Genomic DNA, 22,890 nt, shown 5'->3' with positions numbered 1-22,890 from the left:
AGTCACGAGGTCTTTCGCAGGACCAGGACGGAGCGGGCGCCGACGGTCACCGACTCACCGGCGGCGGCCGTCAGCTCGCTGTCCCCCACGGGATGCGTCGTGTCCAGTTCGCCGACCCACTCGTTGCCGTACCACGTCGGCGGGAGCGTGAAGTCCAGGTCCTCGTAGTGGGCGTTGAAGCAGATGAAGAAGGAGTCGTCGACGACCAGTTCGCCACGTTCGTCCTTCTCGCCCAGTCCGTTTCCGTTGAGGAACACGGCGAGGCTCTTGCCGAACCCGCTGTCCCAGTCCTCGGCGGTCATCTCCTGGCCGGCCGGCGTGAGCCAGGCGATGTCGAGTGCCTGGTCGCCCCACCTGATCGGCTTCCCGCCGAAGAACTTTCGTCGCCGGAAGACCGGATGCCGGGTGCGCAGCGCGATGGCCTTGCGGGTGAACTCCAGCAGGTCGGCGTTCTCCTCGGCGAGAGTCCAGTCCATCCAGGACAACTCGGAGTCCTGGCAGTAGACGTTGTTGTTGCCCTGTTGCGTACGCCCGATCTCGTCGCCGTGCGCCAGCATCGGCGTGCCCTGCGACAGGAACAGCGTCGCCAGGATGTTCCGCTGCTGCCGCGCGCGGAGGGCGTTGATCTCGGGATCGTCGGTGGGTCCCTCGACTCCGCAGTTCCACGACCGGTTGTGGCTCTCGCCGTCCCGGTTGTCCTCACCGTTGGCCATGTTGTGCTTCTCGTTGTAGGACACCAGGTCCCGCAGCGTGAAACCGTCGTGCGCGATGACGAAGTTGATGCTCGCGAGCGGCCGTCGGCCGGTCGCCTCGTACAGATCCGACGATCCGGTGAGCCGGGAGGCGAACTCGCCCAGGGTGGACGGCTCGCCGCGCCAGTAGTCGCGGACGGTGTCGCGGTACTTGCCGTTCCATTCGGTCCAGAGCGGCGGGAAGTTGCCCACTTGGTAACCACCCTCGCCGATGTCCCAGGGCTCGGCGATCAGTTTCACCTGACTGACCACCGGGTCCTGCTGCACCAGATCGAAGAACGCGGACAGCCGATCGACGTCGTGCAGTTCGCGGGCCAGCGTGGACGCGAGGTCGAAACGGAAGCCGTCCACGTGCATCTCGAGGATCCAGTACCGCAGCGAATCCATGATGAGCTGCAGCGTGTGCGGATGACGACCGTTGAGGCTGTTGCCGGTTCCGGTGTAGTCCATGTACATCTCGGGATCGCCGTCGACGAGCCGGTAGTAGGCGGCGTTGTCGATGCCGCGGAAGGACACGGTGGGTCCGAGGTGGTTGCCCTCGGCGGTGTGGTTGTAGACGACGTCGAGGATGACCTCGATGCCGGCGTTGTGGAACTCACGCACCATCGCCTTGAACTCGGTCACCGCGCTGGCCGGCTGGTCGGGGTTCGACGAGTACTCGATGTGCGGTGCCAGGAATCCGAAGGTGTTGTAGCCCCAGTAGTTTCGGAGACCCTGATCGCGCAGGACGAAGTCCTGCATGAACTGGTGCACGGGCATCAGTTCGATGGCGGTGATGCCCAACTCCTTGAGGTGATCGATGATCACCGGATGGCACAGCCCCGCGTACGTGCCGCGCAGGTACTCGGGGATGTCGGGATGGGTCGCGGTCATGCCCTTGACGTGCGCCTCGTAGATGACCGTCTGGTGGTACGGACGATTGGGCGACCGGTCGTTCTGCCAGTCGAAGTAGGGGTTGATCACCACCGAGACCATGGTGTGCCCGAGTGAGTCCAACTGCGGCATCGGATTGACCGGCTCGGGATCGGGGATGTCCTCGTGCTCCGCGGGCGCGGCATCGCCGTCGGACTCGCCTGCCACATCGGCGGGATCGGCCGCATCGCCCGCCTCGGCGGTCGGCTCGTCGGCATCGTCGACCGCACCCTCGTCGGTCCCGCCACCGCCGGTCCCGGTGTCGGCGTCCCCGGTCTCGGGGGTTGCGGATGCGTCGTCGTCGACCGCCGATTCGTCGGTGTCCTCGGGCGGCGTCGGGAGCGGGTAGGAGAACAGCGATGCGTCGCCGTCGAAGTCGCCGTGGAAGGCCTTGCCGTACGGATCGAGCAGGAGTTTGCTCGGGTCGCAACGCAATCCCTGCGACGGGTCGTACGGCCCGTAGACGCGGAAGCCGTAGAACTGGCCGGGGCCGACGTTGGGCAGGTAGCAGTGCCAGCAGTAACCGTCGACCTCTTCGAGCCGGATCCGACGCTCGTGGCCCTCGCGGTCGATCAGGCACAGCTCGACGGCTTCGGCCACTTCGGAGAACAGCGAGAAATTCGTTCCCACACCGTCATAGGTGGCGCCGAGGGGGTATGGAGTACCCGGCCACACCGGGATCGGGGCCGGTTCCGGCTGGACCAGCGCCTCGGCCTGGATCGGGTCGGACGGCATCGGTACGGGGTCGGCGATGGTCTTGCCACCACTCGGAGGTGCTGCCGTCGTCGAGGTGGTGTCGTACTCCGGTGCGTGGGGCTCCGAGGGGGAGCCGGGATCGGCGGTGGAATCTGAATCGGGAGTGGAGTCGGGATCACCCGGCTGTTCACCGGGGGCCGGCGGTCCGGTCTTACCCGCCTTCGACGACGTCATGGGTCGACCCTAGTCGCGTTGCCGCGGACGGTCATCTCAGGACGCGGCCGGTCGGGTCAGATGTGGGCTGCCCCACCCGCCGCTTCCGGAGGAAGCCCGCGACTTCCGCCGACCGTCACGGCACCGCGGGACCAGCCCACGGCAGTTGCGCCTCCATCTGGCGCCCCAGCTCGTCGGTGAGGCTGCGGACATAGGTCGCACTCAGGTGGTGTGGGTCTTTGTAGACGGTGATGTTGCCGACGATCGCCGGGCACCGCTCGGCGTCGCAGATCCCGTCGGACATGTCGAGGGGGTGGAAGTCGGGTCGCGTGGCGGCCAGCTCCGCCGCCGGGTCCTCGGGTGAGAGGACAGCACTGCGGCGCGACCCGCAGCTCTCGGCGTCGCCGCCGTCGGCGAGGCAGATCGGGGTGTCGATGGTGCCCTTCGCGTTCTTCGGCCACGGGGTGTCCCGCATGCCCAACACCGGCACCCCGGCGTCGAGGAAACGGTCGAAGATCGGCACGTAGTCCGGTGGCACCCAGTCGCCGGGTTCGTAGTCCCGCGGTCGCGTCGAATTCGTCAGCACCGCGCCCGGCTTGTCCGCGATGACGCGATCGATGACGCGCTGTCCCCAGTCGTAGCACTCCGGGTAGGGCACGCCGCGCTGTTTCGGTACCCGGTTCGTCGACAGCGGGCACCCCATCTTGAGGTAGGTCTTCACCTTGAAACCGTTGCGCTTGCCGAGGGTGTCCAGCGCCGAGATCCACATCTCGGCATGCGATCCGCCGGCGAGCGCGATGGTGCGCGTCGCGGTCGGATCGCCGTAGGTGCCGACGTGGATCTCGTTGTCGGTGAAGTCGCTCATGTACCCGTCGGTGGAGGTCTCGGGGAAGTCCTTGATGACCTCCAGCGCCGACGGTTGTGGGTCGAGGGCGGGCACCGGCCAGCCGTCGAGCAGTGCTCGGGCCCCCGGGTACGACCTCGGGTCGAGGTTCTTGGTGTCGACGACGATGTTCGCGACGTGCCGCTCCCACACGGTGATGCCGACGCCGGTGACGAGCGTCGCCACCACGAGGATCGAGGTGACGACCGACGTGTACGACAGCCACCGCGACCGTCCGTCGCGGCGGCCGCGGCTCAGCGCCGAACGATCGCCGCCGCGCAGCGGGTCCTCGATGTAGCGCTTGGTGAGCCACGCGAGCCCGACCGACGCCGCGAGGATGAGCACGCCCTCGACGAAGTTGGCATGGTTCTTGTCGCGCCAGGTCAGGTAGAAGATCAGCAGCGGCCAGTGCCACAGGTACAGCGAATACGCGATGGTCCCGAGCCAGACCGGCCACCTGCTCGCGAGCCAGCGGTTCGTGACGGGCATCTCGGTGGCCGCGGCATGGGACCCCCGAGGTGGCTTCTGCAACGCCGTCGCGCCCGCCCAGATGATCAGCAGCGTCGCGCCGACCGGCACCAGCGCCATCGGACCGGGGTAGGCGTTGACACCCTCGATCCAGAACCCGCAGCTGACGATCAGCGCGAGCGCGAAGACGGTCGCGATGTTGCGCAGCCAGTTCGGGATTCGCAGGGACGGCAACCAGATCGCGAGCAGGCCGCCGGCCAGCGGTTCCCACAGACGGGAGATCGTGTCGTAGTAGTTGTACGGCTGGTTGATCGCCAGGCCGCGGTGCGCCCAGTAGAACGAGGCGAGCGCGACGACCAACACCGCGCCGCCGACGAGGAACCTGATGACCCGCGGGTCGGCAAACGGCCGGGCGACGCGGGCACCGACCTTGAGCAACGCCGCGAACGCGAGGGCGACGAGCAGGGTCAGGACGAAGAACTGGCCCTGCACCGACATCGACCAGATGTGCTGCAGGGGGCTGTTCGCCGAACTCGCGGCGAGGTAGTCCTGGGAGTTCTGCGCGAGATACCAGTTCTGGTAGTACAGCGCGCTCGCGATGACCTCGCGGCCGACATTGGCCCACCGGGTCTGCGGGAGGATCAGCAGGGTCAGCACCGTGACCGCGATCAGGACGGTGAGCAGCGCCGGCAGCAGCCGTTTGAGGAGACGTTTGAGCCGTGGCCACGGGTTGAGCGTGTCGCGGAAGGAGACGTGCGGAGCCTGGCTCGTGATCGCGTGCCGCAGCAGCGACCCGACGAAGAAATATCCCGAGAGGGTGAGGAAGACGTCGACGCCGCCGGAGACCTTGCCGAACCACACGTGGAAGCAGGCGACGAGGGCGATGGCGATACCGCGCAGGCCGTCGAGGTCGGTGCGGTATGCGGGCGTCGTCGGCGTCGAGGGGGACGACTCCGGCGCCACTACTCGCGTCGTCGATGCCACAGGGCGTGTTCTTTCCGGTGGGGGACAGATCGGTCTCGGGGCCGGGATGACCGGCTAGCAATGTACTCGCCGAAGCTGTGAAACACCGATTCGGACGACCGCGACACTCGCGCACCGATCTGCGGGGCCGCGCGGGGTTCACCGCGAGCGGCGCGTCCGGGCTCCGTCGAGGATGATGGCCAGCCCGTCGCGGAACTCGCCCGCGAAGTCGCGACCCGACGGCCCGGTGACACCCAGACGCTCCATCTGCGCTCGCGTCTGTTCCTCGATGGTGAGCCCGATGACCAGCTGACACAGTGCGGTGCTGACCGCCTCGGCGTCGCGGACGGACAAACCGCCGGCCGTGCCGGCGGCGATGATGTCGGCGGTGATGGCCTTCGACGACAGGCCGCTGGCCCAGCTCGACGACACGACCTCGGCACTGTCGGGAACTCCGAGGAGCGCGCTGCGCATGTCGGTCGCGAGCAGATCGAGGCGCTCGTCCCAGGCCAGCGAGGTGTCGGGGATGGCGACCGCGCCGAGGATGTCGTCGGCGAGTGCGGCCAGCAAGGTCTGCTTGTTGGGAAAGTGCCAGTACAGCGCGTTGGGACGGACGCCGAGTTCGGTGGCGAGGCGTCGCATCGACAGGTCGGCCAGGCTGTGCTCGCCCAGGATGTCGCGGGCGGCGCGCAGAACGTCGGTGCGACTGTTGCTCACCCGCGTCAGCGTAATGACCCGGCAGTGGGCATCGAACCCCGGGCCTGTACAGCGTTCAGGATTCCCTGTACGGTGTTCAGGACCCTGGACGGTGTTCAGGACTGCCTAACGACAGGCCGGGAGGTGCCTCATGGATCACGACGCGATCAGTCGCATCGATGCCGACCACATCTGGCACCCCTACGGTGCGCTGCCGGCGGCCACCCGGCCGCTGGTCGTGGCCTCGGCCTCGGGTGTCCGCTTCGAACTCGCGGACGGCCGATCGGTGGTCGACGGGATGAGCTCCTGGTGGGCGGCGATCCACGGTTATGGACACCCCCGACTCGACGCCGCCGCGGCGGCTCAGCTCGGTCGGATGTCGCACGTCATGTTCGGCGGTCTGACCCACGAACCGGCCGCCCGGCTGGCGCAGCTCCTCGTCGAGATCACCCCGGCCGGCCTGGAGAAGGTGTTCTTCTGCGACTCGGGGTCGGTGTCGGTCGAGGTGGCGGTCAAGATGGCGCTGCAGTATTGGCGCAGCCGCGGTCGGTCCGGCCGCACGCGTCTGCTCACCTGGCGTGGCGGCTACCACGGCGACACCTTCACCCCGATGAGCGTCTGCGATCCCGACGGCGGCATGCACGCGATGTGGAAGGGTGTCCTCGCACAACAGATCTTCGTCGACGCCCCGCCGGCCGAGTTCCGGCCCGAGTACGTCGCCGAGTTCGAGCGCACCGTGCGCGCGCATCGCGACGAGCTCGCCGCGGTCATCGTCGAACCCGTGGTCCAGGGCGCGGGCGGCATGCGATTCCACGACGCGGCATATCTGCGTGCGCTCCGGGAGATCTGTGACCGCCACGACGTCCTGCTGATTTTCGACGAGATCGCGACCGGATTCGGCCGTACCGGAACGTTGTTCGCGGCCGACGCCGCCCCGGGGGCCGAGGCGGCGCCGGGCGCCGGCGTCGCGCCCGACATCATGTGTGTCGGCAAGGCGCTCACCGGTGGCTACCTCACGCTCGCCGCGACCCTGTGCACGTCCGAGATCGCTCAGGTGATCAGTGCGGGGGAGGCGGGCGGACTCGCGCACGGCCCGACCTTCATGGCCAACCCGCTGGCCTGCGCGGTGGCCGTCGCAGCGATCGAACTGCTGCTGGAAACGCCCTGGGCCGAGCGGGTCTCGGCGATCGAGCGAGGGCTCCGCGACGGACTCGAACCGCTGCGTGATCGCCACGGCGTCGTCGATGTGCGGGTCCTCGGCGCTATCGGCGTCGTCGAACTCGATCGCCCGGTCGACATGGTGGCGGCCACCGACGCGGCCGTCGAGGCCGGGGCATGGCTGCGGCCGTTCCGCAATCTCGTCTACACGATGCCGCCGTTCATCTGCACACCCGAGGACATCGGGGTGATCGTGCGCGGAGTGTCCGCTGCCGTGCATGCCACGGTCGGCGATCGCGAGCCGGCAGTGGTGCGGTCATGACTTCGATTCAGGTGCAGCCGGATTCGAGGGTCGACGGCGATGCGCGGGTCAGCGGCGGGGGAGAGATCGGTCTGGCGTGGCTGGCCGGCGCCGCCCGTGCGCGCGCCGAGGCCGGCCTGCATCGCAGCCCACACGTCCGCAGGGCGGCCGGCGACGAGATCAACCTCGGTTCCAACGACTACCTCGGGTTGTCGACCCACCCCGCAGTGATCGCGGGTGCGCGGGCCGCCGCGGAACGGTGGGGAGGTGGCTCGACGGCGTCGCGCCTCGTCGTCGGCACCACCCAGGCACACGTCGATCTCGAGCACGATCTCGCCGACTTCCTCGGATTCGATGCGGCACTGGTCTTCTCGTCCGGTTACCTGGCGAATGTCGGTGCGATCACCGCGCTGGCGACACGCGGCGACCTGATCGTCAGCGACACCGGCACCCATGCGTCGCTGATCGACGGCTGCCGGTTGTCGCGTGCCCGGGTGGTGGTCGTCGACCGCGGCGATCACGAGGCGGTCCGGCGGGCCCTCGCCGAACGTACCGAGGCCCGGGCGCTCGTCGTCACCGATTCGGTGTACAGCATCGACGGTCAACCGGCGCCGGTCGCGGATCTGTATGCCGCGGCACGCGCGCACGGGGCCGTCCTGCTCGTGGACGAGGCCCACGCTCTCGGGGTACGTGGTCCGGGTGGTCGCGGACTCGTCGCCGAACAGGGACTTTCGGGTGCTCCCGATCTCGTCGTCACGACCGTGCTGTCGAAATCGCTCGGCGCGCAGGGCGGTGTGGTCCTCGGGTCGGAGCTGCTGCGCTCGCACCTCGTCGACTGCGCCCGCACCTTCATCTTCGACACCGGCCTGAACCCGGCCGCGGTCGGCGCCGCGCATGCCGCCCTGACGATCCTGCGGGCGCAACCCGGGTTGCCGGACCGACTGCGCGACAACGCCCGTCGCCTGGCGCTCGCGTGTGGCGTCGAAGAGCCCGCCGCGGCGGTCATCGCGATCGTCGTCGGGGATCCGCAACGCGCGGTGGCGGCTGCTGCCGCGTGCCGGGACCGTGGCGTCCTCGTCGGGTGTTTCCGTCCGCCCTCGGTCCCGGTCGGGACTTCGAGGCTGCGGATCACGGTGCGCGCCGACCTCGATGCCGCTGCCCTCGACCACGTGGCCGCCGTCGTCGACGCCGCTCTGCGCGAAGTCGGTGCACGGTGACCGCCGCACGCCGCGGCAGGGTCCTCGCCGTCACCGGGACCTCGACCGACGTCGGGAAGACCGTCGCCACCGCGGCACTCGCCGCCGCCTGCCTGCTCCCTGAGGTGGCCGACCCTCTGCTCCCTGAGGTGCGAGGAGCCCTGGCGCCCGACCATTTCTTGCTCCCTGAGGTGCGAGGAGCGCAAGCGTCTGCCCATCCTCTGCTCCCTGAGGTGGCCGACCCCCTGCTCCCTGAGGTGCGAGGAGCGCAAGCGTCTGCCCATCCTCTGCTCCCTGAGGTGCGAGGAGCGATAGCGACGAGCCACGAAGGGCGCGTCGCCGTATGCAAACCCGTCCAGACCGGCGTCGGTCCCGACGAACCCGGCGACCTCGCCGAGGTGCAACGCCTGGTTGGCGACGTCACCGCGGTCGAGCTCTTCCGCTACCCGGAACCCCTCGCGCCCGACACCGCCGCGCGCCGTGCCGGGATGCGATTGGCCGATCCGGCGGTGATCGTCCGCGCTGTGGACGATCTGGCCGCGTCACACGACCTGACCCTCGTCGAGGGTGCCGGCGGAGTGCTGGTGCGGCTGGGGGAGTCGGCCACGATCCTCGACATCGCCGCGGCGACCCTCGTTCCCGACACCGTCGACGGTGTGGTGGTCGTGGTGGCGCCGGGGCTGGGCGCGCTCAATCACGCCGAGCTCACCGTGAACGCGGTGCGGGCGCGCGGTCTGCGTCCCGCCGGACTCGTGATCGGTTGGTGGCCGGACGATCCCGACCTCGCGATGCGGTGCAACCGCACCGACCTGCCGCGGGTGACCGGCGTGCCGGTCGTCGGGGTCCTGCCCGCCGGCGCCGCGCACCTCGAACCCGACGAGTTCCGCCGCCACGCAGCGTCGTGGTTCGACGACGAGTGGCTCGCGACCCTTTCTCCCAGCCATCCGGAACAGCTCGTCCGGACGCCGTAACACGTTCCCGCAGCGGAACAATCATCCAAGGAGTATCACCAGTGACCCAGGCAACAGTCGACGCCGCCACCTCGGCACCGGCGTCGGACGACATCCTCGCCATCGCCCGTGACCAGGTGCTCGACCGCGGCGAGCCGCTCGATCAGGAGCAGGTTCTCCGGGTTCTGCGGTTGCCCGACGACCGGCTGACCGAACTGCTCCAGCTCGCCCACGATGTGCGGATGCGCTGGTGCGGGCCCGAGGTCGAGGTCGAGGGCATCATCTCGCTGAAGACCGGCGGGTGCCCGGAAGACTGCCACTTCTGTTCCCAGTCCGGACTTTTCGCCTCGCCGGTGCGCAGTGCATGGATCGACATCCCCTCCCTGGTCGAGGCGGCCAAGCAGACCGCGAAGACCGGTGCGACCGAGTTCTGCATCGTCGCGGCGGTCCGCGGTCCCGACAAGCGGCTGCTCAGTCAGGTCGCGGCGGGAATCGAGGCCATCCGCAACGAGGTCGACATCCAGATCGCGTGCAGCCTGGGCATGCTCACCCAGGATCAGGTCGACCAGCTCCGCGACATGGACGTGCACCGTTACAACCACAATCTCGAGACCGCGCGCAGCCACTTCCCGAACGTGGTGACGACCCACACGTGGGAGGAGCGCTGGGACACCCTGCGCATGGTCCGGGAGGCGGGCATGGAGGTCTGCTGCGGCGGCATCCTCGGTATGGGCGAGTCCCTGGAGCAACGGGCCGAGTTCGCCGCCGAACTGGCGACGCTCGAGCCCGACGAGGTGCCGCTGAACTTCCTGAACCCGCGCCCCGGCACCCCGTTCGGCGATCTCGACGTGCTGCCGGCCGCGGAGGCCCTCAAGTCGGTGGCTGCCTTCCGTCTGGCGCTGCCGCGCACCATCCTGCGCTTCGCCGGCGGTCGTGAGATCACACTCGGCGACCTGGGGGCCAAGCAGGGCATCCTCGGCGGCATCAACGCCGTCATCGTCGGCAACTACCTGACGACCCTCGGCCGGCCCGCCGAGGACGATCTCGATCTCCTCAGTGATCTGTCCATGCCGATCAAGTCGTTGAACGACACGATCTGACGGGTTCGTCGCAGTGATGGGTAGCGTGTTCTCATGATCGACACCGTCCCGGGTCCTCTCGCCGAGCCGTGCCGGTTCGGTGTGTTCACCGGACTCGAACTGGAACTGCAGGCTCCCGACGCCGTGCCGCCGGCTGCCCGGTTGGGTCTCGAACCCCCTCGCTTCTGTGGCCAGTGCGGGCGCCGGATGGTGGTCCAGGTGCGGCCCGACGGATGGGATGCCCGCTGCTCGAGGCACGGGACGGTCGACTCGTCGGAGCTGGGTCGCCGGTGAAACCGCCGGTCCGCACGGTCTCGCGACTGGCCGCGGTCACCGTCGGCGTGGCCCTCATCGGCGTCGTCGCCGGGGCGGTCTGGGCGCTCCTCACCCCGCCGACCACCGGCGTCGTGTTCGAGGGTCTCCGTCGCGAGGACATCCCCGCCGACTTCGCCGGCGTGGGCGCCTTCGCCCTGACGATGTTCGCCTACGGCGCGGTCACGGCCATCGTCGTGTGGTTTGCGGCCCGGACGTGGCGCGGGGTCGCCGGATTCGTGTGGCCCGCCCTCGCGACGGTGGCAGGTTCGGCGCTTGCGGCGTCGGTCGGGATGTGGGTCGCGGGCCTGCGGTTCGACGACGATCCGACCGCACTGCCGGTCGACGCCGTCTACCGGGTCGCGCCGGAGCTGTGGCTCGACGGCGCGACGCGGTCCGGCTCGAGCGAGCCGTGGACGCTGCTCATCTGTGCCCCGTTCGCGTTCGCCGTGGTGTACCTCGTCTGCGTGTTGTTCTCGCGGACAGCCGATCTGGGCGTCGGAGATCTCGAGTCCGACGAGCTGCCGGCGGACGTGTTCACATCGGTGGGCGCAGCGTCGCGAACTCATCCGTGACGCGTAGCTCCTTCTCCGCGAAGGCGTAGAGCGCCGGCGGGCGACCCCCGTTACGGCCGGTCTTGCCGACGGTCCCGGTGGCGACCACCACCGCGCGCCGGCTCAGGATGCGGAGCAGGTTGGTCGTGTCCACGGGATAACCCAGTGCGGCGCAGTAGATCTCCGACAATGCCGACATCGGGAACCGGGCGGGGGCCAGCGCGAACGCGATGTTGGTGTAGGAGAGTTTGGCCGCAAGTCGATGCCGGGCGGCCTCGACGATCCCGGCGTGATCGAAGGCCAGGGGCGGTAATCCGTCGACGGCGAACCAGCCCGCGGCGTCGGGGGGTGTCGCGTCGGCGTCGGAGGGCACGAGGCCCATGTAGGTCGACGCGATGGTGCGGACCGTGGGCACCCGGTGCGGGTCGGAGAAGACCGACAGTTGTTCCAGGTGCGCGATCTCACGGACGTCGAGCGCGTCCGCGACGAGCCGGCGTGCGCTCGCCGACAACGTCTCCTCGGCGCCGACCCCGCCGCCGGGAAGTGTCCACACGCCGTCGGCGGACCGCGACAGCAGGACACACAGCGACGGGTCGTCGGTGTCCGGCGTGTTCCGGGTCTGGGGTACGCGGATCTGGAAGACGACGCTCAGGACTTCCACCCGGAGGGTCGCACCGTCGGCGATGGGTGGCTCGGACCCGGCGGATGGCATGCGCCCGATTGTAGGGTGCGCCCTGCTGCTGACCCCCGCTGGTTGAGTTGGAGCCCCCGGCTGGCGCCCCTGCTGGTTGAGTCGACGCCTCCCTGCTAATTGAGCCAGTGCCCCACCTGCTAATTGAGCCGGTGCCCCCCGCTGGTTGTGCTGGTGACCCCCGGCTGGTTGTGCTGGTGACCCCCGGCTGGTTGTGCTGGTGACCCCCGGCTGGTTGTGCTGGTGACCCCCGGCTGGTTGTGCTGGTGACCCCCGGCTGGTTGTGCTGGTGACCCCCGGCTGGTTGTGCTGGTGACCTCTGCTGGTTGTGCTGGTGACCTCCGCTGGAGGAGTCGGCGACCCCCTGCTGGTTGAGCCGGCTCCGAGCGAAGCCGCCGGGCCGAGCAAGCGACGAAGGAGCGCGTCGAGGTCGAGGCGCCGTGTCGAAGCCACCTGGTGACCTCGACTACCCGCCCCCGTGCGAGGTGAGGACCAGCGCCTCGCCATCGGTGACGGCGATCGTGTGTTCGCTGTGCGCGCCGCGGGAGCCGTCGAACGACCGGATGGTCCACCCGTCGGCGTCGAACTTGATGCGCTCGGAACCGAGCGTGAACCACGGTTCGAGCGCGAGGGTCAGGCCGGGGCGTAGTTTCATGCCGCGTCCGGCCCGGCCCACGTTGGCGACGTGGGGATCCTCGTGCATGGTGCGGCCGAGTCCGTGTCCGCCGAACTCGGTGTTGACCCGATACCCGTGTGCGGCGGCGACCGCTCCGATCGCGGCCGAGATGTCGCCGAGCCGACCGCCCGGACGAGCGGCGTCGATGGCTGCGGCCAGTGCTTCTTCCGTGGCCGCGACGAGGCGCTGATCGTCGGGCTGTGGGGTGCCGACGATGACGCTGCGCGCGGAGTCGGCCACCCAGCCGTCGATGGCGACGGCGATGTCCATCGAGAGCAGGTCTCCGTCGGCGAGGACGTAATCGTGCGGGAGTCCGTGCAGGACAGCGTCGTTCACCGACAGGCAGATCACATTGCGGAACGGGCCGCGGCCAAAGGACGGCGAGTAGTCCCAGTAGCAGGACTGAGCACCGCGGTCGTTGACGAGCTTCCGCGCGCGTTCCTCGAGCTCGAGGAGGTTGACCCCGACGTCGGCGCGTCCGGCGAGGTCGTCGAGGAGATCTGCGATGAACGCCCCCGTCACTCCCATGGCGGCCACCTCGGCAGGCGACTTCAGTTCGACCATTCCCGTCCTCTCGTGGTCATTGCGTTCTTTCGGATCGCTGGTCGGTATACAAATACCACCGCGTCTCGGTATTTGTATACCGGACCCGCTAGGATCGCCACATGGTGCGTAACCCCCTGACCCCGGAACAGATCGCGGCCGGCCGCCGGCTCGGCGCCCGTCTCCGCGAGTTGCGCGGCGACCGTCCGCTGGGCGATGTGGCGTCGGGCGCGGGTATCTCGCCGGAGACCCTGCGCAAGATCGAGACCGGACGCATGCCGACGCCCGCTTTCGCCACGATCGCGGCGCTTGCTCGCGCGCTGGGTACCTCACTCGACGATCTGGCGCTCGTGCTCGACGCCGAGGTGGCACGAGTCGGGTGACCGCGAACCGATCGGATCTCACCTATCCCGAGGTCGGCGCGACGGCCGGGACGCTCCCGTCCGGTTACCACCATCTGCGCCGGTCACGGGTCATCGGCTCGGGAGCTGCCTGCTTCTCCACGGCCGGCCGGCGAATCATGAACTGGGACATGCATCGTCGTGCCGGCTTCGGTGTCGACGAATCGACGCCCGCGGCCACTGTCGACGCCGACGTCGACCTGCGTGCCGGTCTCGGCCCCCTCGCGATCACCGCACGGTGCCGGGTCGTCGAGGTGATCGACGCCCCGCGCGAGCGCGGCTTCGCGTACGGCACGCTGCCCGGCCATCCCGAGATCGGCGAAGAGCGCTTCTGGGTGGAATGGCTCGACGACGGCACCGTGATCGGGCATGTCGTCGCGTTCTCGCGTCCGGGGCGTTGGTTCACGCGTCTGGGCGGGCCGATCGGGCGGGTTGCGCAGTCGCGATTCACCGAGCGCTACCTCGACGCTCTGATGTGTGGCTGAACTCGTCGTCCGCCTGGATCGCGGGCCGAGAACGCCGGCGACGAGGTCATGGGAATGCCGTGAGTGTGGCGAATGTTACGATGCATAGCGTTTTCGACCATGAGTCGAAAACCTGCCTCGGACACACGGCCCGTGATCTGGGGAACCAGCGTCCCGGGGACGGAACTCGTCGCCGGGTAGCCAGAGGAGTGGCACATGAGCATCACCAGTGATCGCCTCACGTCGATGACCGCGCCCGCAGTCGAGGACTCGGCGCTCGTCGATGCGACGTGGTACGACGCGCCGGGCGGTTACACCGGCGTGGAGCCGACGCAGGAGTGGGCGGACGAGGTCCGCCGCCTCGCCAAGGCGCGCAACGCGACGCTGCTCGCGCACAACTACCAGCTCCCAGCCATCCAGGATGTTGCCGACCATGTCGGCGACTCTCTTGCCCTCTCGCGGATCGCCGCCGAGGTCGACTCCGACGAGATCATCTTCTGCGGCGTCCACTTCATGGCCGAGACCGCCAAGATCCTAAGCCCCGAGAAGCGGGTCCTGATCCCCGACGAGCGCGCCGGATGCTCGCTGGCCGACTCGATCACCGCGGACGAACTCCGGGCCTGGAAGGCCGAGTTCCCCGATGCGCTGGTGGTGTCCTACGTGAACACCACCGCCGAGGTGAAGGGCCTCACCGACATCTGCTGCACGTCGTCGAACGCGGTCGACGTGGTCGCGTCGATCGATCCCGACCGCGACGTCCTGTTCCTGCCGGACCAGTTCCTCGGCGCACACGTCAAGCGCGAGACCGGCCGCGACAACATCCACATCTGGGCGGGCGAATGCCACGTGCACGCCGGCATCAACGGTGACGAGTTGACCGCGCAGGCGAACTCGCACCCGGACGCCGACCTGTTCATCCACCCCGAATGCGGTTGCGCGACCTCGGCGCTGTATCTGGCCGGCGAGGGTTTCGTTCCCGAGGAGAAGGTGAAGATCCTGTCGACGGGCGGCATGCTCGACGCCGCGCGCGAGACCGGCGCGAAGCAGGTGCTCGTCGCCACCGAGGTCGGGATGCTGCACCAGTTGCGCAAGGCCGCACCGGGTGTCGACTTCCAGGCGGTCAACGACCGGGCATCGTGCCCCTACATGAAGATGATCACCCCGGCGGCCATGCTCCGGTGCCTGCGGGAGGGTCGCGACGAGGTGTTCGTCGACGCCGACGTCGCCGAGAAGGCGCGCAAGAGCGTCGAGCGCATGATCGCGATCGGCAACCCCGGATCGGGCGAGTGAGCAGCTCCACCCCCTCGACGACGGCCCCGGCCGGCGGCTTCGTCGGCCAGGCCGCGGGCGGTGAACTCGGCGCCGCGGTCACCGACGAGGTCCGCGCGTTGATCCGCACCGCGCTCGACGAGGATCTGCGATACGGCCCCGACGTCACGAGCACGTCCACGGTCCCCGCCGACGCGGTCGTCGACGCGGCGATCATCAGCCGCGCGCATGGTGTGATCGCCGGCGTGCCGGTGGTCGAGGCGGTCTTCGACGAGGTGATCGGGGCGGGCGAGTACACGATCACGTCGCGCGTCGACGACGGAACCCGCGTTGAACCCGGCACCGTCGTACTCGCCGTCCACGCTCCGACGCGAGCGCTGCTGACCGCGGAACGCACGGCGCTCAACCTGATCTCGCACCTGTCGGGGATCGCCACGACCACCGCGGCCTGGGTGGCGGCGGTGGAGGGTACGGACGCCCGAATCCGCGACTCGCGCAAGACACTTCCGGGTCTTCGGCATCTGCAGAAGTACGCGGTTCGTGCCGGCGGGGGAGTCAATCACCGGATGGGGCTCGGCGACGCCGCCCTCGTCAAGGACAACCACGTCGTCGCCGCGGGTTCGGTCGCCGCGGCGCTGGAGGCGGTCCGGGCGGCGGCGCCGGGCCTACCGGTCGAGGTCGAGGTCGACTCGCTGACCCAGCTCGACGAGGTCCTCGGACTCGAACCGCAGTTGGTCCTGCTGGACAACTTCGAGCCGTGGGAGACCCAGATGGCCGTCCAGCGCCGCAACACCCGTTCGCCGGGCACCAAGCTGGAGAGCTCGGGAGGCCTGTCGCTCGACGTCGCGGCCGACTATGCCCGCACCGGCGTCGACTACCTGGCCGTGGGCGCGCTGACGCACTCCGTCACCGTCCTGGACCTCGGTCTGGACATCCCGGCACCGTAGGTTCAGCCCCGCGTCGCCGGTTCGGACCTCGACGTCGGACAACTCGGTCCTGGCGAACGGCCGGTGGAAGGACGGGGGCAGCTTCGTCCGCATACCGGATCGAACTGCCCCGACGTTCTCGGTGACAACCCGCACCAGAAACCCGCTGGCACCCGACACGTATCCTTGTTGGGTAAATCAGCAGCCACCAGGAGAGATCATGCTCGCCCGAATTGACCTGCGCGGTAGCACGCCGACACTCGCCGAGTTGCGTCGTGCGCTGCCCCGCGGGGGTACCGATGTCAATGCCGTCCTCGACACGGTGACACCGGTCGTGCATGCGGTGGCGGAGAACGGCAGCAGTTCTGCGCTCGACTACGGCGAGAAGTTCGACGGTGTCCGCCCCGCGTCGGTGCGGGTGCCCGCTCGGGTCATCGCCGATGCTCTGGCCGGGCTGGACCCGCAGGTCGCCGAGGCGCTGCGCGAGTCGATCGCCCGCGCGCGCAAGGTGCACGCCGATCAGCGCCGGGAGACCACCCGCACCCAGGTCGTCGACGGCGGCGTCGTCAGCGAGAAGTGGATTCCGGTGCGCCGCGTCGGCCTGTACGTCCCGGGCGGAAACGCCGTATACCCGTCGTCGGTCATCATGAACGTCGTCCCCGCCCAGGAGGCCGGCGTCGGCTCGCTGGTCGTCGCCTCGCCTCCGCAGAAGGACTTCGGCGGGTGGCCGCACCCGACCATCCTCGCCGCCTGTGCGCTCCTCGGAGTCGACGAGGTGTGGGCGGTCGGCGGTGCCCAGGGCGTGGCACTGCTCGCCTACGGTGGCGCCGACACGGAATCCGCGGACGAGCCGAATGCCGTTCTCGACCCCGTCGACCTCATCACCGGCCCGGGCAACATCTACGTCACCGCGGCCAAGCGTCTGTGCCGCAGCGTGGTCGGCATCGACTCCGAGGCCGGACCCACCGAGATCGCGATCCTCGCCGACGACTCGGCGGACGCGGGCATCCTCGCCTCCGACCTCATCAGCCAGGCCGAGCACGACGTCCTCGCGGCGTCGGTGCTCGTGACCGACAGCGCCGAACTCGCCGACGCCGTCGACGAGGCTCTCGAGCAGCAGGTCGCGGCCACCAAGCACCGCGAACGCGTGACCACCGCGCTGTCGGGGGAGCAGTCGGGCGTCGTCCTCGTCGACGATCTCGACGCGGGGCTCGCCGTCGTCGACGCCTATTCGGCCGAACACCTCGAGATCCAGACCCGGGATGCGGCCGCGGTCGCCGACCGGGTGCACAACGCGGGCGCGATCTTCGTCGGGCCCTACGCGCCGGTCAGCCTCGGTGACTACTGTGCGGGCTCCAATCACGTTCTGCCGACGTCGGGTTCGGCGCGCTTCGCCTCCGGGTTGTCGGTGCAGACCTTCCTCAAGGGCGTCCACGTCATCGACTACGACGAGGCCGCGCTGCGCGAGGTCGCCGACAAGGTGGTGACCCTCGCCGATGCCGAGGACCTGCCCGGTCACGGTGATGCGGTGAAGCAGCGCTTCGTCGGGAGCGCGGGCCGGTGACGGCCGCCGATCCGGTGACGGCAACCCCGGGCAGCTCGATCACCGTCGACGACCTGCCGCTACGTGAGAACCTCCGTGGCAAGAGTGCCTATGGCGCACCGCAACTCAGGGTTCCGGTGATCCTCAACACCAACGAGAACCCGCACGCGCCGTCGCCGGCCCTGATCGACGATGTCGCCGCGTCGGTGCGCGAGGCCGCCGCTGAGTTGCACCGCTATCCCGATCGCGATGCCGTCGCCCTCCGTGCCGACCTCGCCGCCTACCTGACCCGGGCCACCGGTGTGCAGCTCGGCGTCGAGAACCTCTGGGCGGCAAACGGTTCCAACGAGGTTCTGCAGCAACTGCTGCAGGCCTTCGGCGGTCCCGGCCGCAGTGCGCTCGGGTTCGTGCCGTCGTATTCGATGCATCCGATCATCTCCGACGGCACCGACACCACCTGGCTGGTCGCGGCGCGGGCGGGCGACTTCTCGCTCGACACCGACTACGCGGTCGCCGAAGTCGCGAACCGCGAGCCGGACGTCGTCTTCGTGACGTCGCCGAACAACCCGACCGGTGGTTCGATCCCGCTCGCGGACCTGCGTCGCATCGTCGAGGCGGCTCCGGGCATCGTGATCGTCGACGAGGCCTACGCCGAGTTCTCGGCGGCTCCGAGTGCCGTCGAGCTCATAAACGAGTTCCCGGCCAAGGTCGTCGTCAGCCGCACGATGAGCAAGGCCTTCGCCTTCGCCGGCGGCCGGCTCGGCTACCTCGCCGCAGCGCCCGCCGTCGTCGACGCGATCCAGCTGGTGCGGCTCCCGTACCACCTGTCCGTGCTGACCCAGGCCGCCGCGCGAGCCGCATTGCGCCACAGCGACGACACCCTCGCCGGCGTCGCCGCGATCCGGTCCGAACGCGAGCGCGTGGTCGCGGCGCTGACCGCCTTCGGGTACCGCGTCATCGACTCCGACGCCAACTTCGTGCTGTTCGGACGGTTCCGGGATGCTGCGGCGTCGTGGCAGCGTTACCTCGACCAGGGCGTCCTCATCCGGGACGTCGGCATCGCCGGTCACCTCCGGGTGACCATCGGTCTCGCGCATGAGAACGACGCCTTCCTCGACGTCAGCCGCACGCTCGCCACCACAGATCTGGAGAACCCTCAGTGAGCACCCCCTCTGCGACCAACCCCGCGCCCCGTGTCGCGAAGGTCGAACGGAGCACCAGGGAGTCGTCGATCTCCGTCGAATTGAATCTCGACGGAGATGGCGTGACGAACATCTCGACCGGCATCGCGTTCTTCGATCACATGCTCACCGCCTTCGGTCAGCACGGCAGCTTCGATCTCACCGTCGAGGCGAAGGGCGACATCGAGGTCGAGGGCCACCACACCATCGAGGACACCGCGATCGTGCTCGGCCAGGCTCTCGGCCAGGCGCTCGGCGACAAGAAGGGCATCCGTCGCTTCGGCGATTCCTGGATCCCGATGGACGAGACCCTCGCCCAGGCCGTCGTCGACGTGTCGGGCCGCCCCTACTGCGTCCACACCGGCGAGCCCGAGCACATGCTCACCGCCGTGATCGGTGGCTACCCGGGTGTCCCGTACTCGACCGTCATCAACCGGCACGTGTTCGAGTCGATCGCGCTCAACGCGCGCATCGCGCTGCACGTGCGGGTCCTCTACGGCCGCGACCAGCACCACATCACCGAGGCGGAGTTCAAGGCCGTGGCCCGCGCGTTGCGCGCGGCGACCGAGTACGACGCCCGCGTGACCGGTGTGCCGTCGACGAAGGGCGCGCTGTGAGCGTCGCCGACGTCACGATCCTCGACTACGGCTCGGGCAACCTGCGGTCCGCGCAGCGTGCGCTCGAGCGGACCGGGGCACAGGTGACGGTCACCTCCGACTTCGACACGGCCCTGAACGCCACCGGCCTCGTCGTGCCCGGCGTCGGCGCGTTCGCCGCCTGCATGGAAGGCCTGCGCGCGGTCAAGGGCGACCGGATCGTCGGGCGACGATTGGCGGGCGGCCGCCCGGTCCTGGGCATCTGCGTGGGCATGCAGATCCTGTTCGAGCGCGGCGTCGAGTTCGGCGTCGAGGCGGAGGGTTGCGGGGAGTGGCCGGGCAGTGTGACCCAGTTGCCCGCTCCCGTTCTGCCGCACATGGGCTGGAACACGGTCGACGCACCCGAGGGCACCGTGCTCTTCGACGGGCTCGACGCCGACACCCGCTTCTACTTCGTGCATTCCTACGCCGCGCAGACCTGGGAGATGGACAACGAGGGTTCGCCGTTGACCGCGCCCAAGCTGACCTGGGCCGAACATGGTGGACCGTTCCTCGCCGCGGTGGAGAACGGGCCGCTGTCGGCGACCCAGTTCCATCCGGAGAAGTCCGGCGACGCCGGTGCGCACCTGCTGGAGAACTGGGTTCGGGGACTCTCGTGACCGACGGCACGCCGCGCCCGGACGACGCCGGGTACGGCGACGGACCCGTCGGGCGACCGTCCGGGTCCGACGCGGCGGGCGCGTCCTCGGCGTCCTCCGGTTTCTCGATCGCCAAGCTCGCCTTCTACGCTCTCGGTGCGGGAGTGCTTGTCCTGATCGTGTCCGTCCCGATCATCGCGCTGTGTGCGCACTGGTCGCCGATCGCCGGACTGGTCGCCGCGCTGGTGGCGGTGGCGGCGATGATCGCCGCGATCGGTACCGTTGCCAACCGCATGGTCGACCGCGCCCGGACAGACCTGATCGCGGCGCGCGACGGTCACCACCCCGCCTGACCCCACCCCGATCACGTCCACCGCCGACTCGCTCGATCAAGAACCGCGCTCGATCCAGAACAGACAGGACAGATTCACCCATGGGTAGCACCCTCGAACTCCTTCCCGCCGTCGACGTCGCCGACGGGCAGGCGGTCCGCCTGGTCCAGGGCGCGGCCGGCACCGAGACGTCGTATGGTTCGCCGCGCGACGCGGCGCTGGCGTGGCAGCGGGACGGTGCGGAGTGGATCCATCTCGTCGACCTCGACGCCGCGTTCGGCCGCGGCGACAATCGCGAACTGCTGGCCGGCGTGGTCGGTGAACTCGACGTGAAGGTCGAACTGTCCGGCGGCATCCGCGACGACGATTCGCTGGCCGCCGCCCTCGCCACCGGGTGCACGCGCGTGAACCTCGGTACCGCCGCCCTGGAGAACCCGGAGTGGTGTGCCCGCGCGATCGCCGAGCACGGGGACCGCATCGCGGTCGGTCTGGACGTGATCCGCGACGGCAGTTCCTACCGGTTGCGCGGGCGGGGCTGGGTCACCGACGGAGGCGATCTCTGGGAGGTCCTCGAGCGGTTGAATCGCGACGGATGCGCCCGCTACGTGGTCACCGACGTCTCCAAGGACGGCACGCTGCAGGGTCCGAACCTCGATCTCCTCGCCGAGGTCGCCGCGGCCACCGACGCCCCCCTCGTGGCCTCGGGCGGCGTCTCGGCCATCGACGATCTGGTCGCGATCGCCGGCCTCACCGGCCAGGGTGTAGAGGGCGCCATCGTCGGCAAGGCGCTCTATGCGGGCCGATTCACGCTGCCGGAGGCGTTGACCGCGGTCGCCGGGGTCTGATGAGCGCGGCGGACTCCACCCTCGACCTGCCCCGGCTGCTCGACACCGCCGGGTCGATCCTCGACGCCGCCGTCGATCGCTTCGTCGACGGTCAGGGTGCGCCGAGCGCGATCAACAAGGGCGGCACCGACTTCGCCACGCAGGTGGACCTCGACCTCGAGCGCCACATCGGGGCCGAGCTCGCCGACCGGACCCAGATCCCGGTCCACGGCGAGGAATTCGGCGGCGCCGACGTCGTCGACGGTCCGGTGTGGGTGCTCGACCCGATCGACGGCACCTTCAACTACTCCGCGGGGATGCCGCTCACCGGGATCCTCCTCGGTCTGGTGGTCGACGGCGAGGCCACGCTCGGGATGACGTGGCTGCCGCTCGTGGGACGCCGGTACGCCGCACACGCCGACGGTCCGCTGGTGCTGAACGGCGTAGCCGTCCCGCCGGCTCCCGACATGGAACTCGCCGAGGCAGCCATCGCCTTCGGTCCGTTCGATGCCCGCGGCGGTGGCCGCTACCCGGGCGCGCGCCGGGCCGACCTCCTGCGCGAACTCAGCACGCGTGCCGCCCGGATCCGGATGACCGGGTCGACGGGTGTGGACATGGCGTTCACCGCGGCCGGCGTGTTCGGCGGGGCGATCGCCTTCGGCCGGCACCCCTGGGACAACGCGGCAGGAGCGGCGCTGGTCCGGGCCGCCGGCGGTGTGGCGACCGACATCGCCGGCCGTCCGTGGACCGTGGCGTCGCCGTCGCTGGTCGCCGGTACCCCGACCGTGCACGCCGGTCTGATGCGTGTCATCGGCGAGACGATCCCGGAATGGACCCCAGACGTCATCACCCCAGAATCCACCACCCCGAAGGAGACCCGACGATGACGCTGGCGACCCGGGTTATCCCGTGCCTCGACGTCGACGACGGCCGCGTGGTCAAAGGCGTCAACTTCGCCAACCTGCGCGACGCCGGCGACCCGGTCGAGCTGGCCGAGCGCTACGACCGCGAAGGCGCGGACGAACTGACCTTCCTCGACGTGACCGCGTCGAGCTCGGGGCGCTCGACGATGATCGACGTGGTGAAGCGCACCGCCGATCAGGTGTTCATCCCGCTCACCGTCGGCGGGGGCATCCGGACCGTCGACGACGTCGACACCATGCTGCGCGCCGGGGCCGACAAGGTCAGCGTCAACACCGCGGCCATCGCCCGGCCGGAGGTGCTCGCCGAGATGAGCCGGCGCTTCGGTTCGCAGTGCATCGTGCTGTCCGTCGACGCCCGGACAGTTCCCGAAGGTGCGGAACCCACGCCGTCGGGCTGGGAGGTCACCACCCACGGCGGCCGTAAGGGCACCGGGATCGACGCGGTCGAGTGGGCGGTCCGTGGGCAGGACCTCGGTGTCGGCGAGATCCTGCTCAACTCGATGGACGCCGACGGCACCAAACAGGGCTTCGACCTGCGCATGCTGACTGCCGTACGCGCCGCGGTGTCGGTGCCGGTCATCGCCAGCGGCGGCGCCGGCCGCATCGACGATTTCGCGCCGGCGGTGCAGGCGGGCGCTGACGCCGTTCTCGCGGCCTCGGTCTTCCACTTCGGCGAACTCACCGTGGCCCAGGTGAAGACGGCCATGCGCGACGCCGGGATCACCGTCCGATGACACGCCGCGTCCCCTC

The 22,890-nt window shown here is 69.5% G+C and carries 23 protein-coding genes; 18 read left to right on the top strand and 5 right to left on the bottom strand.

Annotated features, from left to right (window positions below; translation table 11 throughout):
• Positions 1–2: 2 nt before the first annotated feature.
• The 3 genes from glgX to MVF96_RS14730 all read right to left on the bottom strand — a co-directional run bounded on the left by glgX (position 3) and on the right by MVF96_RS14730 (position 5,604).
• Positions 3–2,594: a glycogen debranching protein GlgX gene (gene glgX / locus MVF96_RS14740; protein WP_418930388.1), complete on the bottom strand. Its 2,592-nt coding sequence runs from the start codon at positions 2,592–2,594 to the stop codon at positions 3–5.
• 115 nt (positions 2,595–2,709) lie between these two features.
• Positions 2,710–4,887 (bottom strand): acyltransferase family protein, encoded by a 2,178-nt coding sequence (locus MVF96_RS14735; RefSeq protein ID WP_247452113.1) that lies wholly within the window; start codon positions 4,885–4,887, stop codon positions 2,710–2,712.
• A 159-nt stretch (positions 4,888–5,046) separates the two neighbouring features.
• The gene (locus tag MVF96_RS14730) at positions 5,047–5,604 is read right to left on the bottom strand and encodes a TetR family transcriptional regulator (RefSeq protein WP_055476563.1); all 558 of its coding nucleotides are present in this window, start codon (positions 5,602–5,604) and stop codon (positions 5,047–5,049) included.
• Positions 5,605–5,734: 130 nt separating this feature from the next.
• Here MVF96_RS14730 and MVF96_RS14725 point away from each other — a divergent pair, with 130 nt between their 5' ends.
• From MVF96_RS14725 to MVF96_RS14700, 6 genes are all read left to right on the top strand, one after another.
• A complete protein-coding gene (locus MVF96_RS14725) occupies positions 5,735–7,063 on the top strand; it encodes an adenosylmethionine--8-amino-7-oxononanoate transaminase (protein WP_247449494.1) in 1,329 nt (442 codons plus the stop codon).
• Complete coding sequence (locus tag MVF96_RS14720; RefSeq protein WP_226513526.1) at positions 7,060–8,259, top strand: 8-amino-7-oxononanoate synthase; 1,200 nt, start codon at positions 7,060–7,062, stop codon at positions 8,257–8,259. Before MVF96_RS14725 ends, MVF96_RS14720 begins: the two co-directional genes overlap by 4 nt.
• Before the next feature lie 266 nt (positions 8,260–8,525).
• A complete protein-coding gene (bioD, locus tag MVF96_RS14715; protein ID WP_226514251.1) occupies positions 8,526–9,209 on the top strand; it encodes an ATP-dependent dethiobiotin synthetase BioD in 684 nt (227 codons plus the stop codon).
• 41 nt (positions 9,210–9,250) lie between these two features.
• Entirely contained in the window at positions 9,251–10,288 is a 1,038-nt protein-coding gene (bioB, locus tag MVF96_RS14710; protein ID WP_247449493.1) for a biotin synthase BioB, read from the top strand.
• Positions 10,289–10,321: 33 nt separating this feature from the next.
• Positions 10,322–10,561 (top strand): biotin synthase auxiliary protein BsaP, encoded by a 240-nt coding sequence (bsaP, locus tag MVF96_RS14705; RefSeq protein WP_055476568.1) that lies wholly within the window; start codon positions 10,322–10,324, stop codon positions 10,559–10,561.
• Positions 10,558–11,154, top strand: coding sequence for a DUF2567 domain-containing protein (locus MVF96_RS14700; RefSeq protein WP_247449492.1), 597 nt, complete (start codon positions 10,558–10,560; stop codon positions 11,152–11,154). The genes bsaP and MVF96_RS14700 overlap by 4 nt, the downstream gene beginning before the upstream one ends.
• Here the strand turns inward: MVF96_RS14700 and MVF96_RS14695 are convergent.
• Positions 11,117–11,845 carry an NUDIX hydrolase gene (locus tag MVF96_RS14695; RefSeq protein WP_159371016.1) on the bottom strand — a complete coding sequence of 243 codons (729 nt, stop codon included), beginning with the start codon at positions 11,843–11,845 and terminating at the stop codon, positions 11,117–11,119. The genes MVF96_RS14700 and MVF96_RS14695 overlap by 38 nt on opposite strands.
• Before the next feature lie 445 nt (positions 11,846–12,290).
• On the bottom strand, positions 12,291–13,064 hold the full coding sequence (gene map, locus MVF96_RS14690) for a type I methionyl aminopeptidase (protein ID WP_165629925.1): 774 nt from the start codon (positions 13,062–13,064) through the stop codon (positions 12,291–12,293).
• Between the two features lie 101 nt (positions 13,065–13,165).
• Between map and MVF96_RS14685 the strand changes: the two genes are divergently transcribed.
• The 12 genes from MVF96_RS14685 to hisF all read left to right on the top strand — a co-directional run bounded on the left by MVF96_RS14685 (position 13,166) and on the right by hisF (position 22,874).
• Positions 13,166–13,426 (top strand): helix-turn-helix domain-containing protein, encoded by a 261-nt coding sequence (locus MVF96_RS14685; protein WP_055476572.1) that lies wholly within the window; start codon positions 13,166–13,168, stop codon positions 13,424–13,426.
• The gene (locus MVF96_RS14680; protein WP_165629926.1) at positions 13,423–13,929 is read left to right on the top strand and encodes a DUF1990 family protein; all 507 of its coding nucleotides are present in this window, start codon (positions 13,423–13,425) and stop codon (positions 13,927–13,929) included. Before MVF96_RS14685 ends, MVF96_RS14680 begins: the two co-directional genes overlap by 4 nt.
• Before the next feature lie 195 nt (positions 13,930–14,124).
• Positions 14,125–15,198 carry a quinolinate synthase NadA gene (gene nadA, locus MVF96_RS14675; protein WP_055476574.1) on the top strand — a complete coding sequence of 358 codons (1,074 nt, stop codon included), beginning with the start codon at positions 14,125–14,127 and terminating at the stop codon, positions 15,196–15,198.
• Positions 15,195–16,124: a carboxylating nicotinate-nucleotide diphosphorylase gene (gene nadC, locus MVF96_RS14670; protein WP_247449490.1), complete on the top strand. Its 930-nt coding sequence runs from the start codon at positions 15,195–15,197 to the stop codon at positions 16,122–16,124. Before nadA ends, nadC begins: the two co-directional genes overlap by 4 nt.
• Positions 16,125–16,323: 199 nt before the next feature.
• Positions 16,324–17,667, top strand: coding sequence for a histidinol dehydrogenase (gene hisD, locus MVF96_RS14665; RefSeq protein WP_247449488.1), 1,344 nt, complete (start codon positions 16,324–16,326; stop codon positions 17,665–17,667).
• A complete protein-coding gene (locus tag MVF96_RS14660; protein WP_247449486.1) occupies positions 17,664–18,809 on the top strand; it encodes a histidinol-phosphate transaminase in 1,146 nt (381 codons plus the stop codon). Before hisD ends, MVF96_RS14660 begins: the two co-directional genes overlap by 4 nt.
• A complete protein-coding gene (gene hisB / locus MVF96_RS14655; RefSeq protein WP_247449484.1) occupies positions 18,806–19,444 on the top strand; it encodes an imidazoleglycerol-phosphate dehydratase HisB in 639 nt (212 codons plus the stop codon). The genes MVF96_RS14660 and hisB overlap by 4 nt, the downstream gene beginning before the upstream one ends.
• Positions 19,441–20,082, top strand: a complete 642-nt coding sequence (gene hisH, locus MVF96_RS14650) for an imidazole glycerol phosphate synthase subunit HisH (protein WP_068970342.1) — start codon at positions 19,441–19,443, stop codon at positions 20,080–20,082. The genes hisB and hisH overlap by 4 nt, the downstream gene beginning before the upstream one ends.
• Positions 20,079–20,414 (top strand): hypothetical protein, encoded by a 336-nt coding sequence (locus MVF96_RS14645; RefSeq protein WP_137808505.1) that lies wholly within the window; start codon positions 20,079–20,081, stop codon positions 20,412–20,414. Before hisH ends, MVF96_RS14645 begins: the two co-directional genes overlap by 4 nt.
• Before the next feature lie 80 nt (positions 20,415–20,494).
• Positions 20,495–21,238: a bifunctional 1-(5-phosphoribosyl)-5-((5-phosphoribosylamino)methylideneamino)imidazole-4-carboxamide isomerase/phosphoribosylanthranilate isomerase PriA gene (gene priA, locus MVF96_RS14640; protein WP_058251759.1), complete on the top strand. Its 744-nt coding sequence runs from the start codon at positions 20,495–20,497 to the stop codon at positions 21,236–21,238.
• On the top strand, positions 21,238–22,104 hold the full coding sequence (locus MVF96_RS14635) for an inositol monophosphatase family protein (RefSeq protein ID WP_058251760.1): 867 nt from the start codon (positions 21,238–21,240) through the stop codon (positions 22,102–22,104). Before priA ends, MVF96_RS14635 begins: the two co-directional genes overlap by 1 nt.
• Positions 22,101–22,874, top strand: a complete 774-nt coding sequence (gene hisF, locus MVF96_RS14630; protein WP_058251761.1) for an imidazole glycerol phosphate synthase subunit HisF — start codon at positions 22,101–22,103, stop codon at positions 22,872–22,874. Before MVF96_RS14635 ends, hisF begins: the two co-directional genes overlap by 4 nt.
• The last annotated feature ends 16 nt before the right edge of the window (positions 22,875–22,890 follow it).

The organism is Gordonia hongkongensis (assembly GCF_023078355.1).
Classification (GTDB): Bacteria; Actinomycetota; Actinomycetes; order Mycobacteriales; family Mycobacteriaceae; genus Gordonia; species Gordonia hongkongensis.
Note: the sequence above shows the minus strand (reverse complement) of the source record. Positions and strands in the feature narration are given on the sequence as shown.

What these genes read in the sequence shown, in the direction of transcription:
- priA (WP_058251759.1), top strand. Translation starts at nt 20,495, where the DNA reads ATGGGTAGCACCCTCGAACTCCTTCCCGCCGTCGACGTCGCCGACGGG.
- hisD (WP_247449488.1), top strand. Translation starts at nt 16,324, where the DNA reads ATGCTCGCCCGAATTGACCTGCGCGGTAGCACGCCGACACTCGCCGAG.
- MVF96_RS14635 (WP_058251760.1), top strand. Translation starts at nt 21,238, where the DNA reads ATGAGCGCGGCGGACTCCACCCTCGACCTGCCCCGGCTGCTCGACACC.
- nadA (WP_055476574.1), top strand. Translation starts at nt 14,125, where the DNA reads ATGAGCATCACCAGTGATCGCCTCACGTCGATGACCGCGCCCGCAGTC.
- glgX (WP_418930388.1), bottom strand. Translation starts at nt 2,594, where the DNA reads ATGACGTCGTCGAAGGCGGGTAAGACCGGACCGCCGGCCCCCGGTGAA.
- MVF96_RS14725 (WP_247449494.1), top strand. Translation starts at nt 5,735, where the DNA reads ATGGATCACGACGCGATCAGTCGCATCGATGCCGACCACATCTGGCAC.
- map (WP_165629925.1), bottom strand. Translation starts at nt 13,064, where the DNA reads ATGGTCGAACTGAAGTCGCCTGCCGAGGTGGCCGCCATGGGAGTGACG.
- hisF (WP_058251761.1), top strand. Translation starts at nt 22,101, where the DNA reads ATGACGCTGGCGACCCGGGTTATCCCGTGCCTCGACGTCGACGACGGC.
- MVF96_RS14685 (WP_055476572.1), top strand. Translation starts at nt 13,166, where the DNA reads ATGGTGCGTAACCCCCTGACCCCGGAACAGATCGCGGCCGGCCGCCGG.
- MVF96_RS14720 (WP_226513526.1), top strand. Translation starts at nt 7,060, where the DNA reads ATGACTTCGATTCAGGTGCAGCCGGATTCGAGGGTCGACGGCGATGCG.
- bsaP (WP_055476568.1), top strand. Translation starts at nt 10,322, where the DNA reads ATGATCGACACCGTCCCGGGTCCTCTCGCCGAGCCGTGCCGGTTCGGT.
- MVF96_RS14695 (WP_159371016.1), bottom strand. Translation starts at nt 11,845, where the DNA reads ATGCCATCCGCCGGGTCCGAGCCACCCATCGCCGACGGTGCGACCCTC.